A 13,521-nucleotide genomic window follows, 5' to 3' on the forward strand; every position below is an offset into this window, starting at 1 on the left:
CAGGATTATTAGATTTTTTAAATCTTACAATTAAAGTCTTTTCTTGGCGAAGTGTTGTTTGGTAATCTGGTCGTACCACAACGTTTTTTTAACATTTAATAGTCTTGCCCTCAAGGAGTTGGCGAAATGAGCGAAGTACTGAGCAAATACGATTACATTATTGTAGGCGGCGGTTCTGCGGGCGCGGTGCTTGCCACCCGTTTATCAGAAAACCCCGCGTTAGATATTTTGCTATTAGAGGCTGGCTCAAAGGACACTAATCCGCTTATTCATATCCCGTTTGGGTTGTCTTTACTCAGTAGATTTGAGGGGATTGGCTGGGGTTATCACACAGCACCCCAAAAAGAGATGTATGACAGAGAACTGTTCTGGCCCCGCGGTAAAACCTTGGGCGGCAGCAGTTCGGTTAATGCGATGTGTTATATTCGCGGGCAAAAAGAAGACTACGACCGCTGGGCCAACGAAGAAGGGGCTGAAGGTTGGTCGTTTGATGATGTACTGCCTTATTTCAAACGCTCTGAGAACTTTGAAGAAGGTGCTGATGAATACCATGGCACAGGCGGCCCACTCAATGTTAGCAAGCTTAGGCATACCAGCGTGCTGTCAGACGCATTTGTGAACTCAGCGTCGATTGCAGGCTATCAACAGCTGGACGACTTTAACCGAGACGACAGGGAAGGGTTAGGCTACTACCATGTTACACAGGCCAACGGGCAACGCTGTTCAACGGCGAAGGGGTATTTAACGCAGGCCAAGCATCGCAACAATTTAAATGTACTTACTAGAGTCGCAGCCGAAAAAGTGCTGTTAAAAGAGGGGCGTGCAATTGGCGTTCAGGTACGTGAGAAAGGCGTAGTAAATCGCTATTTTGCTAAAAGCGAAGTTATCCTGTGTGGCGGCGCGATTAATTCACCACAACTTCTGATGCTTTCAGGTATAGGACCCAGAGCAGAGCTAGAAGAAAAGGGGATTTTTGTTCAGCAAGATTTGCCTGGTGTGGGCCAGAACTTACAAGACCATCTTGATGCAATTGTACAGTATACCTGTAAAGCGAGAGAGGGCTATGCCGTGGCGTTAGGGGCATTACCTTCCTACGTAAAAGCCACCGCAGACTATGCGTTTAGGCGCAAAGGGATTTTCTCGTCCAACATAGCCGAAGCAGGTGGCTTTGTTAGCTCAAGCTTAGCGACACAAGGCCCAGACATTCAGTTTCACTTTCTACCGGCAATTTTAAACGACCATGGAAGGCAGTTAGCTTTTGGTTACGGTTATGGCCTTCACGTATGCTGTCTATACCCCAAAAGCCGCGGCACTATTTCGCTTCAAAGCAACCACCCTGCTGATCAAGCCCTTATTGACCCTAATTATTTGACTGCAGAGGAAGATCAGCAGGTCATGATTGAAGGTGTGCGCATTGCCCGTAAGCTGCTATCTGCACCAGACTTCGACAAGTTCCAAGGCAGTGAACTATATCCTGGGGTAGAAGCACAAACAGATGAAGAAATATTAGAGTTTTTACGTGAGCGTGCTGAAACCATCTATCACCCAATTGGTACCTGTAAAATGGGCAGTGATGACGATGAGATGGCCGTGGTTGATACTCAATTGCGGGTAAGAGGTATAACAGGTCTTAGAGTGGTAGACGCTTCGGTGATGCCCAGCCTAATTGGCGGCAATACCAATGCGCCCACCGTCATGATTGCTGAACGTGCTGCTGAGTTTATTAAAGCGACGCACGAAGGTCAGCCAGTATCTATGGCTAAAGCGGAATCGGCGTAACTAAAAAGTGCCAGAGCGAGTCTTTGTCTCGCTCTGGCAATTCATCCGTTCTAAGCATCCATTTGCTTTTGCATAAACAAATCTGCTGCACAATCACACATTTCCTCGATATGACTGCTGTCAGCGTAGATACCATCAATGAGCAATCGTGCAATCCCGTGTAACGTGCCCCAGGTAACCTGTGCGAGTCTCAGCGCATCCTGATTATTTGGGAGAAGCCCTTTATCTTGCCAATAGCGCGTCATCGTCACCTGAAACTGAAAGCAGGGAAATGCAACCTCTTTCAGATCGTTGGTCGCCGCTTGGTTTTGCCAAATAGTGCGACCAAACATCAATTCGTACATCTCTGGGTTGTCGGCAGCGTAGCCAATGTATTCGTGCACAAATTCGCGGAAACGTGCCTGCGGTGTTTTGTCTTCTTGTTCGAAGATTCGTTTAGCTGCGGTATGCCAATCGCTAAAGCCTTTGGCTGCAATGGCGCTTAAAAGCGCACTCTTGTCTTTAAAGTGGTGATAGGGCGCAGTACGTGACACTCCGGCATCTTCTGCCAGCTTTCTGAGAGATAAACTATCAACGCCGTATTCAGACAGACGCGCCGTTGCCGCCTCTATCAGTGCGCTGCGCAAGTCGCCGTGATGGTAGCTTTGTACTGCATTAGCCATAAACCCGATGTTTCCATTTTCAAAATTGAGACGAATAGATAACGTTTTATCTTGACACTGTCAACATAGCCTTTTATCTTGACGCTGTCTAGTTTGCAAATTTGTTAACAGGAACAGCCCAAGGAGACAGCGCAAACCATGAAGTACTCTACATTAGAAGTAAAACAAGAGGGTCATATTGCCCACGTAGTACTAAACCGCCCCGACGCAATGAATAGCATGATCCCAGAGTTCTGGACCGAATTGCCAGCAGCTATTCGTGAAATAGACGATGAAGGTAACGCCCGTGTCATTGTTATTTCATCAACGGGTAAGCATTTCTCTGCCGGTATGGACTTATCGGTGTTCCTGAATATGAAAGAAGACTTTAAGGGCGACCCGTCGCGCAGAGCAGAGCGTATGCGCCGTATGGTGATGTTGCTTCAAGATAGCTTTACCGCCATAGAGCAGGCACGTATGCCGGTTATTGGTGCCGTGCAGGGCGGGGCAATTGGTGGTGCAGTAGATTTGCTTAGTGCATGTGACATGCGCTATTGCACACAAGATGCTTTTTTTACTATTAAAGAAACCCAATTAGGCATGACAGCCGATGTCGGCACGCTTCAGCGACTTCCAAAACTCATTCCCATTGGCATAGTTAAAGAACTGGCTTATACAGGTCGCAATTTTGGTGCAGCAGAAGCGCAGCAGCTTGGCTTTGTGAATCAGGTATTCGATGACCAAACTGCCATGCTAGACGCGGTAATGAAAATAGCTCAGCAGATTGCAATGAATTCGCCGTTAGCAGTTTCAGGCACTAAGACTATGATTAACTACGCGGTAGAACACACGGTGGCAGAGAGCTTGACCTATATGGCCACATGGCAAGCGGGCATGTTCCAAATGGAAGATGTGTTTAAAGCCATGGAAGCACAGAAAACCAAAACGCTGCCAGAATATCCGCCATTGCACCCAGCCATCAAGAAAATGAATTCGTAAGTTTATGTAATTCTTTGAATTACATAGCGCCTTCAGAGAAAGAGCGCATTAGATAAGAATATTTAAACAGGCTTTTTAACGGCTTTTACCAAGCCAAAACGACTTTCAGGAATGTATCATGAATCAGACCGTTACCGATCATCCCGTTTACCCTCATTTATTTCGTCCGTTAGATTTAGGTTTCACCACCCTTAAAAACCGCGTGCTAATGGGCTCTATGCATACAGGCTTAGAGGAATTACCCGACGGCCATAAGCGTATGGCGGCATTTTATGGTGAACGTGCCAGAGGTGGCGTAGGGCTTATCGTTACAGGTGGTATAGGACCAAACGAAGAGGGTGCTACCCATCCGTCAACGTTTCGTTTAGATACAGACGAAGCAGTGAAAAATCACAAAGAAGTGACTGACGCGGTGCACATTGCTGGCGGTAAAATCTGTATGCAAATTCTGCACACGGGGCGCTATGCGTATAGCCCTAAGCTTGTTGCACCTTCTGCGGTACAAGCGCCTATTAATCCGTTTAAGCCCAAGGCACTTGAAGCTGACGAGATTGAGAAGCAAGTTAAAGATTTCATTACTGCCGCAACTCAAGCCCAGCGCGCGGGTTACGATGGCGTTGAGATCATGGGGTCTGAGGGCTATTTCCTTAATCAGTTTATTGCAAAGCGCACAAACCACCGTGACGATCAGTGGGGGGGCGAATACGAGAACCGTATCCGTCTGCCTATTGAAGTGGTACGCCGCGTGCGCGAGGCGGTAGGTAAGAACTTCATCATTATTTATCGCTTATCGATGCTAGACCTAGTGGAAGGTGGCTCTACTTATGATGAAGTTGTGCAGCTTGGCAAAGAAATTGAAAAAGCCGGTGCAACTATCATTAACACCGGCATTGGTTGGCACGAAGCGCGTATTCCAACCATTGCCACTAAAGTACCGCGAGCGGCATTTACGTGGGTGACCGCTAAATTCCGAGAAGCGCTATCAATTCCTGTTATTACATCGAACCGTATCAATACGCCTGAAGTTGCTGAAGAAGTGCTGTCTCGCGGCGATGCTGATATGGTGTCTATGGCACGTCCATTCTTGGCAGACCCTGATTTTGTGCGCAAAGCCCAGCAAAATAAGGCCGACGAAATTAATACCTGTATTGGCTGCAACCAAGCATGCCTTGACCATGTTTTCAACGGCAAAATGACTAGCTGTTTGGTAAACCCTCGTGCCTGTCACGAGCTTGAAATTAACGTAAAACCAGCAGAAACCAAAAAGCGTGTTGCAGTGGTAGGCGCAGGCCCAGCGGGATTAGCAGCGGCAGTGACTTCAGCCAAGCGCGGCCACGATGTTGTGATTTACGATGCTTCTAGTGAAATTGGAGGGCAATTTAATATTGCCAAACAAATTCCGGGCAAAGAAGAGTTTTACGAAACGCTACGTTATTTCAAACGCCAAATCGAGCTTCATAAAAACATTACCCTTAAATTGAATACTTATGTTGATGCGGCTGCGCTAAACGACGAAGGTTTCGATGAAGTGATTATTGCGACGGGGATAAAGCCGCGTACGCCAGCGATTGAAGGCATTGAGCACGAAAAAGTGCTGACCTATATCGAAGTATTGAAAGAAAAGAAACCCGTTGGCAATAAAGTGGCTATTATCGGTGCTGGTGGTATTGGTTTTGATACCGCTGAGTACTTGTCTCATGGCAAAGAAACGCCAAGCCAAGATATTCCTGCATTTATGAAAGAGTGGGGTATTGATATGACCTTCTCTGCTCGCGCAGGCATTGAAGGCGTTAAGCCACAGCCTGAGCCATCGCCAAGAGAGATTTTCCTATTGCAGCGCAAGACAACCAAAGTTGGCGCAGGTTTAGGTAAAACAACGGGGTGGGCGCACAGAGTAGGCCTGCTTGCCAAAGGCGTGACCATGATCCCAGGTGTAAGCTACGATAAAATTGATGACGAAGGGCTACATATTACGGTTGATGGTAACAGCCAAGTATTGCCGGTAGACAACATTATCATCTGTGCAGGCCAAGAGCCGATGCGTGATATCGTTGAAGGCTTAAACATGCCTTACCACTTGATTGGTGGTGCAGACGAAGCACTAGAACTAGATGCTAAACGGGCCATCGATCAGGGAACGCGCGTGTGCGCTGAGGTTTAACGAGCTAGTAAACCCAACCTTGTTAGCATTATAAGCGCCTCATGAAGAGGCGCTTTTTTCTGTTTATATCAAAAGTGAACCTGTTGTGGCCTTTTGTAAAGACATAGACCTGTTATTATCGTTTTCTTTTTTTGAGATAAACATGGCATACAGCAGCACCCAAGACTTAGTTCAAGCAGTCACTAATTCCCCAGATACTATCGAATTTAACGACGTTATCACGCTCGTTGATAGCGCGTTTGTTTTCACGCCCACCGCTTTCACTAATGGTGACGTGAAAAACGAAGCCAATCAGAACAATGGCTCTTGCAAACTGCTCGCACTCGGTCAGCATTTAAACCTAAACAAAGCGCAAACCCTAGCCTTATTTGGGCGTTTTTATCGAGAAGACGTGCTCAATAATCCGAACGGTAGCGATCACGCTAATATCCGCAATTTTATGAAAACGGGGCATGAAGGGGTGGTGTTTGAGACGTTTCCTTTGGTACCAACTCCTGCTATGTAGTGGTTGAATCTAGTATAGCTCGGCCGCTAGTTTCCCTCACAGTCAAACTGAGGGAGCAGGCTATTGTCTCATTTTTGATTGAAAAAAGAGGGTTGAGGCATCATCGCCGAGTTTCCGTGACAACGACAAGCCTAGTTTAACAAGAGAGCTGTCTGGGGTTGTGATAATGACATTTTTCAAAATACTAATCCCAGTTTCAGTTTCTCCGATACTATCAAGTGCAAGTGCATAGATATACCAGTTTTGTGGATTATCCGGTGCAAGTTCTGTGGCTTTCTTAAAGTAAGTAATCGCAGTTGGCTTTTCTTGATTTCGAATATAAAACATCCCGAGAGCGTAATTAAATAGATCGCTTTCGGGCATATTTTCTGTCCCATTTAGTAAGATCTGCTTTTCCAACTGTGTTTTGTGTTGAGTACGGTAAAGCTCTGCAAGATTTATATAGTTGGCTTCAAAGTATGGGTCTACTCTGACACCTTGTTTTAATAATACTTCTGTCTGACCAACATTTCCTAGTTGGTATTCAACTAAACTTTGATTCAGGCTACCTTCACCACGCCATTGATTTACCTTATTTGACAGCGTAAGTTCCGACAGTGCGCTCTTAAAGCTTTTACTTTTTTTATCGGAGCCAATTAGGTTGTTTGCCGCCGCAATGCGAATGGCTCTATATTGGTCATCAAGCAGTTTGACATACGATTTCATCCGTTCATGAAGTGGAAGAGCTCGGCCGGCTTGCGCTGCTGCTAATCTAATTAGCGGTTCATTACTTTGAATGAAATGTCGTAAATCTTTGTTACTGAGCGGCTGATTTGTTAAAGGGAGCATGGTTATCGCCGTTGCTCGCTTTATTACAGGCAACGATGCTGAATGTGCAATACGTAATATAGCTTGATTGCTAAAACTATCGCCGTGCATAAGTGACACGTAATCTTCTTCAATACTACTTAGCGTAGAATCTCTTCCGTACCATTTTGTTAGCTGCTTCGATACCCACGCGTTGTCTTTGTTATGGCAATTCAAACATGCATTGGGTGAACCTGTTATAGCAGAAACCTGCGGAGTTGGAATACTGAAGCTATGATCTCGTCTAGCATCAACCCCCATATAAGTGCGGCTAGGCATATGGCAGTTTATGCACTGATTAGCACCTTCACTTTCAGCATGTCTACTGTGGATTTTACCTTGATACGTGGCGACTGAGTGGCATTGCAAGCATAAGCCGTTACCTTCTATTTTAAGCTTCATAGAATGGGGATTGTGGCAGTCATTGCAGTTAACGCCTGCCTCATACATCCGACTTTGCAAAAACGAGCCATAAACATACACCTCTTCTCGAATCTGGCCGTCAGCAAAGTAAAGAGGGGAAAGCAGCAGCGAAGGGGAAAACTGGTCTAAGAAAGGCTGCTGTGGCTCGATACCATCAGTAAGTGCACTGCGAAGTGAATGACAGGCGAAACAGGTATCCATAAACGAATTGTCCCGGGAAGCTGGAACAAATTCGCCATCTTTTTCTTCATGCCATGTCGCAATACGACTTCCTTCTTTTAACAGCCATTTTCCTAGCGACTTTTGCTCATTTCGGGATAACGTGGGAGAAGTATTGGCAAGCGTGGTACCTGAACTTTTGTGAAATTCATCAGCAGGTTCACTTAAGCGGTAGTGGTTCCCCTTGTTTTTCTCAAATTCACTGTTTTTAACGTCAACGTGTGACAACATCTCGCCGTGGCAAGATTTACATGAGACGTTGATTTCATCAAACTGGCTATTAAATGAGAGGGAGTCTGTATCAAAATTACGCGTTAAGCCGCTAGAATGGCAGTCAGCACACATACCGTTCCAGTTTTGCAATGGTTGTTTCCAATGCAACCTGTCGTTGGGCGCTATATCTTCTGATGAATAATTGGGATACCAGCGTTGACCGCCTTCTTTCTCGTCACGTGCATCCCATGCGAAAGGAAAAACCTGAAATTGCCCGTTCTGTGTTTCTACTAGATATTGCTGCAGCGGATAGTGCCCAAAGACATAGGTGATGGGGTAGGTTGTTGTAACACCGGCTTCAGTTAATTTTGCGAAGAAATCGCCACCGTTTTTGAAGAAGTACGAGGTTTGTGTGAAGTGTGTGATGGTCGCTTTTTCAAAGTTACCAAGTACTGACGAGTCGGTAGCATGGTCCATCGCTTTGGCATGGTCAGATATTTTCCACTGTACAACTTGCTCTTTGTGGCAGTTTACGCAATTTGCTGCTTCTTGTGCTTGTGCAACAACAAAGATATTTGTTGTTAGCGTTAATAAAACGAAGAGTGAGAACAACCGCGACACTACTACATCCATGACTTTCGATTACAGCTAATATTTTATCACAATATTAGTTTTTATATTGCACGCTTTCATTGATTAGAGTGTTACTCATCACGCTCTGTCAAAATCAACTCACTAGACTGGGGCATTATTGCAAAGTCAAACTGACCTAGAACGTTCATTCCCAACAATCCGTCGGCATCGGGTAGAGCGTCTTCGGGCAGCACGATGGCAGAAACATCGTTGAACTCGTAGCCAGCAAAGTAAAATCGGGGTATTTGTACCAGAGGGGCTTCAATGGTTCCTGACGCGGTTCTAATGTTGAAGTTACCAATGAACGTGAGGTTTCGCATACGGCCTAAACGCGCAAAGAGTCGCGATGATATTGCGGTGGTACTGGCACCCGTATCTAAAATCATGGTGGCTTTTTGGTTAAGCGCCTTTACATCAAGGCGATATTGATCGCCAATGCGCTCTAAGGCTACACGGGTTTGATAACGTGCGGCTTCAGCGCCTGTTGGCTCTATTTCACTCTTGTTCGGCGTAGCGTCTGCGTTGGCAATACCGCGCATTTCATAGGCTTTATTGCGAATGATATTAGCGTCTCTGTCGTTTAATGGAAGGGCAGCAAGCACGTCTTCCATTAACGTAAGCTTTTGCTGATAAGCGTAAGCTTCAGCTAAATTAAGGGTGTAGTGCCTAGCGTCAGGTATGCGTTGATACAGTGGCTCATTTAATCTGGCAACCAATTCCCATTGTTCGTCTTGACTTAACTGCGTCTGCGCCTGTTGATACAAAGTAGCAATTTTTGCGTCAATAAATGAGAGAGTTTCAGTTGGAAGAGGCAGTTCGGCCAAGTCGTAGTAGTGCACTATGGCCGTTGAGAGAGGCTTGGTTAACTCAATCAGTTCACCCTCTAGCAACAACAGAGATTCGTTGAGCGGGTCATATTTTAAAAGGTTTGTTAATTCAGTGGCGAGCAACGCGTATTGTTCGTTATTGAGTAGGGTAGTCAGTGACTCTAATTGCTCTTGATTAACGAGTGGTGAAGAGGTGCGTAGATCGTCAAGTGCGTTGGGTGCCGTGTTAGTGCCTGTCATAGGTGAAAAGTTGGCGGGAGAGCGTTCATTGTTGAAGGGCTCAGCTTTTTCGTTTACCTGAGTTTCATCCACCAACTGTGCTTGGGTTTCTAGCTGCTTGTCACTATCTAAACGGTGTTCATAACTGGCCTCTAGTGCATAAGCTTTATCATTGTGCTGCTTTAAACTAAGCCATAGGTAAACGTTTATGCCTAGCGACACAATAAGGAAGAGCGAAAGCACTATCGCTAGCCACGTTTTCATTGTGCCACACACGCCTTGCCGTATATGTCCACAAATTGTTTAGGCATTCGCTTTGGGGCACCAGTATCAAGGCTAACACACACGAATGTGGTCATAGCATCAAATACGGTTTTGCCTCGCTTTGGGCAGATAAATTGAAACTGGCGTTTCAAAGTAAGTTTGCTGTCGCAATGCACTATCCAGGTAGCGCATTCTAACGTATCTCCAAGATGTGTTGGCAGGTGGTAGTTTAGCTCGTGGCGCTTAATGACCATGCCACGGTTAAGCGATTGATAATCGGCAAACTGCAAGCCAAGCGCGTTTGAATGGGCCCATGCTAGGCTTTCTAACTGCGACAGGTATGCCACATTATTAACGTGCTGATAGTGGTCGATGTGCGTTTCATCAATATGCCACTGCTGCACATAGGGGGCGTCTAACATCCAATTAAGCGTTGGGGTGCTCAAATCTTTTCCTTACTCATATTTTTGCTTTGATCTACTCTGCTTCTTCACGTTCAGGCATTGTGCCTCATACCACAGGCAGGGGATTATCTTCAGGTAACGTTAAATCATCGCTTAACAATAATTGCATTATCGCTTTTTCTCTCACCAATACGGGGTCAATAAAGCTCTGCACGTCACCTATCGCTTTAAACGCATCAAACCCTCGTTCCAAAAATTCATGCAATGCGAGTAATCCTGCTAATTTAGCTGGACGACGGGACAGTGAAATTAACATACCTATACCACGAATTTTTATAACGTCGGCGAGTTGATCGCCCAAATGGGAAATTATGTCGATTTGATGCTTTCTATCCTCAATTCTGCCCACACTTCGATAAGCAACGGCGTAGTTGTCCCGATTGATAGGTTCTCCAGGAAAGTGGGTTTGGAGATACTGTGCCATCGCCATATCTAAATCAAACGACAATGCGTTTAACGATAATGCATCATCCATGGCGTTCATGGCTTTATCGGGCAGTACTTTTGCGAGTTTTGGAATGACTCGCACTAAATCAGCGTCCCGTTGGCTAAAATCTTTTGGCCCGTACAATTCATCTACAAAAAAAGCCATGGCTTTTTGGTAACGTTTTTGCTGTGCTAAATCGTCGTGGGTGACCAGTAAGCGTTCGCATTGCCAGTGTTGCAATTGATGAATGATAGGCATTACACCCAACTGATTGGCTAAGTCACGAAGGGCATTGACCCGATGAATATGTTTAATTATCTCTTGCGCCAAATGACAAACTCCCTGTTGAGATAGTGTGGCTAATTCGTTGTTGTAAACCTAGATTGACCTAAGCAAGCGAGCCTTTCAAGTGAGAAGACAAAGTTTTACTGGTATACTCCACCGCCATTGAAATAGCTCTGTTGTGTAGAATTTATTAGCCGCCATGAACATCGCAAGTCATCACGCATTGTTTGCCAAGACTGGAACTAAAAATACCGATACTAAAGGCTCAAACGTTGAAAGCCTAAAAAGTGAATATCTGGGCATGCACCGAGAAACGACTACGGGGTCGGATCACTCAGAAGCAGACGTTGATGTACCTGTGTTAATCGCGTTGTTTAATTCGACATTTGAAGATTTTAATACGCGCTTGGTTTTAGGTGATGACGAACCCATTTACATCCCAGCAGACAGCGCAACACCTTATCATCAAGTCGTGTTTGCTCATGGATTTTTTTCAAGCGCTTTGCATGAAATTGCGCACTGGTGTATTGCGGGTGAAAAGCGTCGACTATTAGAAGATTACGGTTACTGGTATTGCCCAGATGGCCGCGATGCATCACAGCAAGCTGACTTCGAAAAAGTAGAAATTAAGCCCCAGGCCATCGAGTGGGCGTTTACAGAAGCAGCAGGAAGAAAGTTTCAGGTAAGCACGGATAACTTAAACGGCGCTGAGCCCGACAGAGAAGGTTTTACGCGAAACGTAGCCGCTCAGCTTGAACGCTATAAATCTGAGGGCTTTCCGCCTCGGGCTGAACAATTTGTTAATGCGCTGTCATCTGCGTTTGGTAAAGGTAAGTCGTCTGGTTCATGTAGCAGCATAATAAATAGCACGGTTACAGACACGTCAAAAAATACGCTAACAGCAAATTAGGTGACGGGATAGGAGTAGATGCCGAATGAATCAAACTGATCTTAACCAATCGACGTTTGATAACAAACCCAAATTCAAACTGGGTGTTGTGGTAAACCCCTTTGCCGGCATAGGCGGAGCACTCGCGCTTAAAGGCAGCGACGGTGCAGAAATTCGCGAAAAAGCACTGGCTATGGGAGCAGAGAAAAAAGCCAACGAAAAAATGGCGAAAGCGCTCAGTATTCTAGAAGCCTTATCTGGGCAATTTACCGTCGTGACAGCATCGGGCGATATGGGTGAAACAATCTGTGAATCTCTGGGTATTCCTTATGAGGTAATCTACACGGCTGATGCCGTGCAAACCGAGGGCGAAGATTCAGAGCGTGCAGCTAAAGCAATGGTGGACGCCAACGTCGACTTACTGCTTTTTGCCGGTGGCGACGGCACAGCCCGTAATATCTGTAGCGTAGTTGGCACACAGGTGCCCGTGCTAGGTGTGCCTGCAGGTTGCAAAATTCACTCTGGCGTTTACTGCGTGTCGCCGTCAGCGGCAGGGCAGGTAGTAAGTCAGATGATCGCAGGCGAGCTTGTGAGTGAAATGGACGCCGAAGTACGTGATATTGACGAAAACGCGTTTCGCGAGGGCAAAGTTATTGCCAAACACTATGGTGAAATGCGCGTACCCGCAGAGCTCACTTACGTTCAAGCAGTAAAAATGGGCGGGAAAGAAGACGAGGCCTTAGTGCTTGACGACATTGCCGCTTGCGTTGGTGAAATTATTGACGATGAGCCTGATACCTATTTTGTCATGGGATCCGGCTCCACCGTAGGTGCGGTCATGGACTTTCTTGGCCTAGAAAATACCTTGTTAGGTGTGGATGTGGTTAAACAAGGTGAGCTAATCGCAAGTGACGTTACTGCGAGCGAATTGATTGCGCTGACTCATGACAAGCCCACCAAAGTCATTTTGACGGTGATCGGTGGTCAGGGACACATATTAGGTCGCGGAAATCAGCAGCTTAGCCCTGCTTTTATCCGTCAAATTGGCAAGCAGAATATGCTCGTTGTTGCCACTAAACAAAAACTACAGGCATTAAACGGTAAGCCGCTTCGCTTAGACTCAAGCGATGCAACGCTAGACGCTGAACTCGCAGGCGCGTTCACGGTTATCACTGGGTATAAAGATAAAGTGCTTTGCCAAGCTATTTAAAGACGTAGTTTGATATAACACGGCACATGTATAGCCATAAAAAAGAATTTATCTCGAACTAAGATTTGATATTGAAAAACAGGAAGGAGTAAGACGTGTTACCACCTGCTGCAGCACCAGAAAGTGTCGTTAACGCCATCGCAGATATTGAGGCATCGCTTGATGACGTGGTAAATCACGGTAGTGATGACGAATTGTTTATAGCCAGCTACTTGCAAGGTCACTTTGCAGTAGAGGCTCGCCAGTTAGAAATGCAAGAAGATGCTACGGTTGCGATGCTTAATGATAAAATGCTCGAGAGCCTTAATAGCGCATTCGCCAACAACGAATTAGAAAGTGAAGACGCTAAACAAGTTAAAGCGCTTTGGGCACGGCTAGTCGCAATATAATTGCGACTTTCTTCTCTACTTTTCCCCTAGCAATATTTCTTCGTTCGTCGTTTATCCTCTCTTTTACAATCCGTTACAGTTTTCTGCATCGTAACTCTTTATAAACTACCAAATTGATTTATGTTTAG

The 13,521-nt window shown here is 45.7% G+C and carries 12 protein-coding genes; 7 read left to right on the top strand and 5 right to left on the bottom strand.

What is annotated here, in order from left to right:
• Positions 1-126 precede the first annotated feature (126 nt).
• A complete protein-coding gene (locus BZA03_RS09370) occupies positions 127-1,779 on the top strand; it encodes a GMC family oxidoreductase (protein ID WP_110288608.1) in 1,653 nt (550 codons plus the stop codon).
• A 50-nt stretch (positions 1,780-1,829) separates the two neighbouring features.
• Here BZA03_RS09370 and BZA03_RS09375 read toward each other — a convergent pair whose 3' ends face one another.
• Entirely contained in the window at positions 1,830-2,441 is a 612-nt protein-coding gene (locus tag BZA03_RS09375) for a TetR/AcrR family transcriptional regulator (RefSeq protein ID WP_039225239.1), read from the bottom strand.
• A 138-nt stretch (positions 2,442-2,579) separates the two neighbouring features.
• Here BZA03_RS09375 and BZA03_RS09380 point away from each other — a divergent pair, with 138 nt between their 5' ends.
• The 3 genes from BZA03_RS09380 to BZA03_RS09390 all read left to right on the top strand — a co-directional run bounded on the left by BZA03_RS09380 (position 2,580) and on the right by BZA03_RS09390 (position 6,085).
• The gene (locus BZA03_RS09380; RefSeq protein ID WP_110288609.1) at positions 2,580-3,419 is read left to right on the top strand and encodes a crotonase/enoyl-CoA hydratase family protein; all 840 of its coding nucleotides are present in this window, start codon (positions 2,580-2,582) and stop codon (positions 3,417-3,419) included.
• A gap of 118 nt (positions 3,420-3,537) precedes the next feature.
• Entirely contained in the window at positions 3,538-5,580 is a 2,043-nt protein-coding gene (locus BZA03_RS09385; protein WP_110288610.1) for an NADPH-dependent 2,4-dienoyl-CoA reductase, read from the top strand.
• A 142-nt stretch (positions 5,581-5,722) separates the two neighbouring features.
• Positions 5,723-6,085, top strand: a complete 363-nt coding sequence (locus BZA03_RS09390) for a HopJ type III effector protein (RefSeq protein ID WP_110288803.1) — start codon at positions 5,723-5,725, stop codon at positions 6,083-6,085.
• A 60-nt stretch (positions 6,086-6,145) separates the two neighbouring features.
• On the opposite strand, the gene BZA03_RS09395 is transcribed toward BZA03_RS09390, so the two are convergent.
• The 4 genes from BZA03_RS09395 to BZA03_RS09410 all read right to left on the bottom strand — a co-directional run bounded on the left by BZA03_RS09395 (position 6,146) and on the right by BZA03_RS09410 (position 10,950).
• Positions 6,146-8,407, bottom strand: coding sequence for a multiheme c-type cytochrome (locus tag BZA03_RS09395; RefSeq protein WP_220018910.1), 2,262 nt, complete (start codon positions 8,405-8,407; stop codon positions 6,146-6,148).
• Positions 8,408-8,490: 83 nt separating this feature from the next.
• Positions 8,491-9,729, bottom strand: coding sequence for a TIGR02281 family clan AA aspartic protease (locus BZA03_RS09400; protein WP_110288612.1), 1,239 nt, complete (start codon positions 9,727-9,729; stop codon positions 8,491-8,493).
• Positions 9,726-10,175: a thioesterase family protein gene (locus BZA03_RS09405; protein WP_083605970.1), complete on the bottom strand. Its 450-nt coding sequence runs from the start codon at positions 10,173-10,175 to the stop codon at positions 9,726-9,728. Before BZA03_RS09405 ends, BZA03_RS09400 begins: the two co-directional genes overlap by 4 nt.
• 64 nt (positions 10,176-10,239) lie before the next feature.
• A complete protein-coding gene (locus tag BZA03_RS09410) occupies positions 10,240-10,950 on the bottom strand; it encodes a hypothetical protein (protein ID WP_110288613.1) in 711 nt (236 codons plus the stop codon).
• 154 nt (positions 10,951-11,104) lie between these two features.
• Between BZA03_RS09410 and BZA03_RS09415 the strand changes: the two genes are divergently transcribed.
• The 3 genes from BZA03_RS09415 (at position 11,105) to BZA03_RS09425 (ending at position 13,393) form a co-directional block, all read left to right on the top strand.
• Positions 11,105-11,815 (top strand): elongation factor P hydroxylase, encoded by a 711-nt coding sequence (locus BZA03_RS09415; RefSeq protein WP_110288614.1) that lies wholly within the window; start codon positions 11,105-11,107, stop codon positions 11,813-11,815.
• 25 nt (positions 11,816-11,840) lie between these two features.
• Positions 11,841-13,004 (top strand): ATP-NAD kinase family protein, encoded by a 1,164-nt coding sequence (locus BZA03_RS09420; protein WP_075177506.1) that lies wholly within the window; start codon positions 11,841-11,843, stop codon positions 13,002-13,004.
• Between the two features lie 95 nt (positions 13,005-13,099).
• Positions 13,100-13,393, top strand: a complete 294-nt coding sequence (locus tag BZA03_RS09425) for a YfcL family protein (protein WP_014949976.1) — start codon at positions 13,100-13,102, stop codon at positions 13,391-13,393.
• Positions 13,394-13,521 lie beyond the last annotated feature (128 nt).

Source organism: Alteromonas sp. I10 (assembly GCF_003201515.1).
Lineage (GTDB): Bacteria > Pseudomonadota > Gammaproteobacteria > Enterobacterales > Alteromonadaceae > Alteromonas > Alteromonas macleodii.

Bases quoted from the DNA above. Each gene is read 5' to 3' on its own strand.
- BZA03_RS09370 (WP_110288608.1), top strand. From the start codon at position 127: ATGAGCGAAGTACTGAGCAAATACGATTACATTATTGTAGGCGGCGGT.
- BZA03_RS09375 (WP_039225239.1), bottom strand. From the start codon at position 2,441: ATGGCTAATGCAGTACAAAGCTACCATCACGGCGACTTGCGCAGCGCA.
- BZA03_RS09380 (WP_110288609.1), top strand. From the start codon at position 2,580: ATGAAGTACTCTACATTAGAAGTAAAACAAGAGGGTCATATTGCCCAC.
- BZA03_RS09385 (WP_110288610.1), top strand. From the start codon at position 3,538: ATGAATCAGACCGTTACCGATCATCCCGTTTACCCTCATTTATTTCGT.
- BZA03_RS09390 (WP_110288803.1), top strand. From the start codon at position 5,723: ATGGCATACAGCAGCACCCAAGACTTAGTTCAAGCAGTCACTAATTCC.
- BZA03_RS09400 (WP_110288612.1), bottom strand. From the start codon at position 9,729: ATGAAAACGTGGCTAGCGATAGTGCTTTCGCTCTTCCTTATTGTGTCG.
- BZA03_RS09415 (WP_110288614.1), top strand. From the start codon at position 11,105: ATGAACATCGCAAGTCATCACGCATTGTTTGCCAAGACTGGAACTAAA.
- BZA03_RS09420 (WP_075177506.1), top strand. From the start codon at position 11,841: ATGAATCAAACTGATCTTAACCAATCGACGTTTGATAACAAACCCAAA.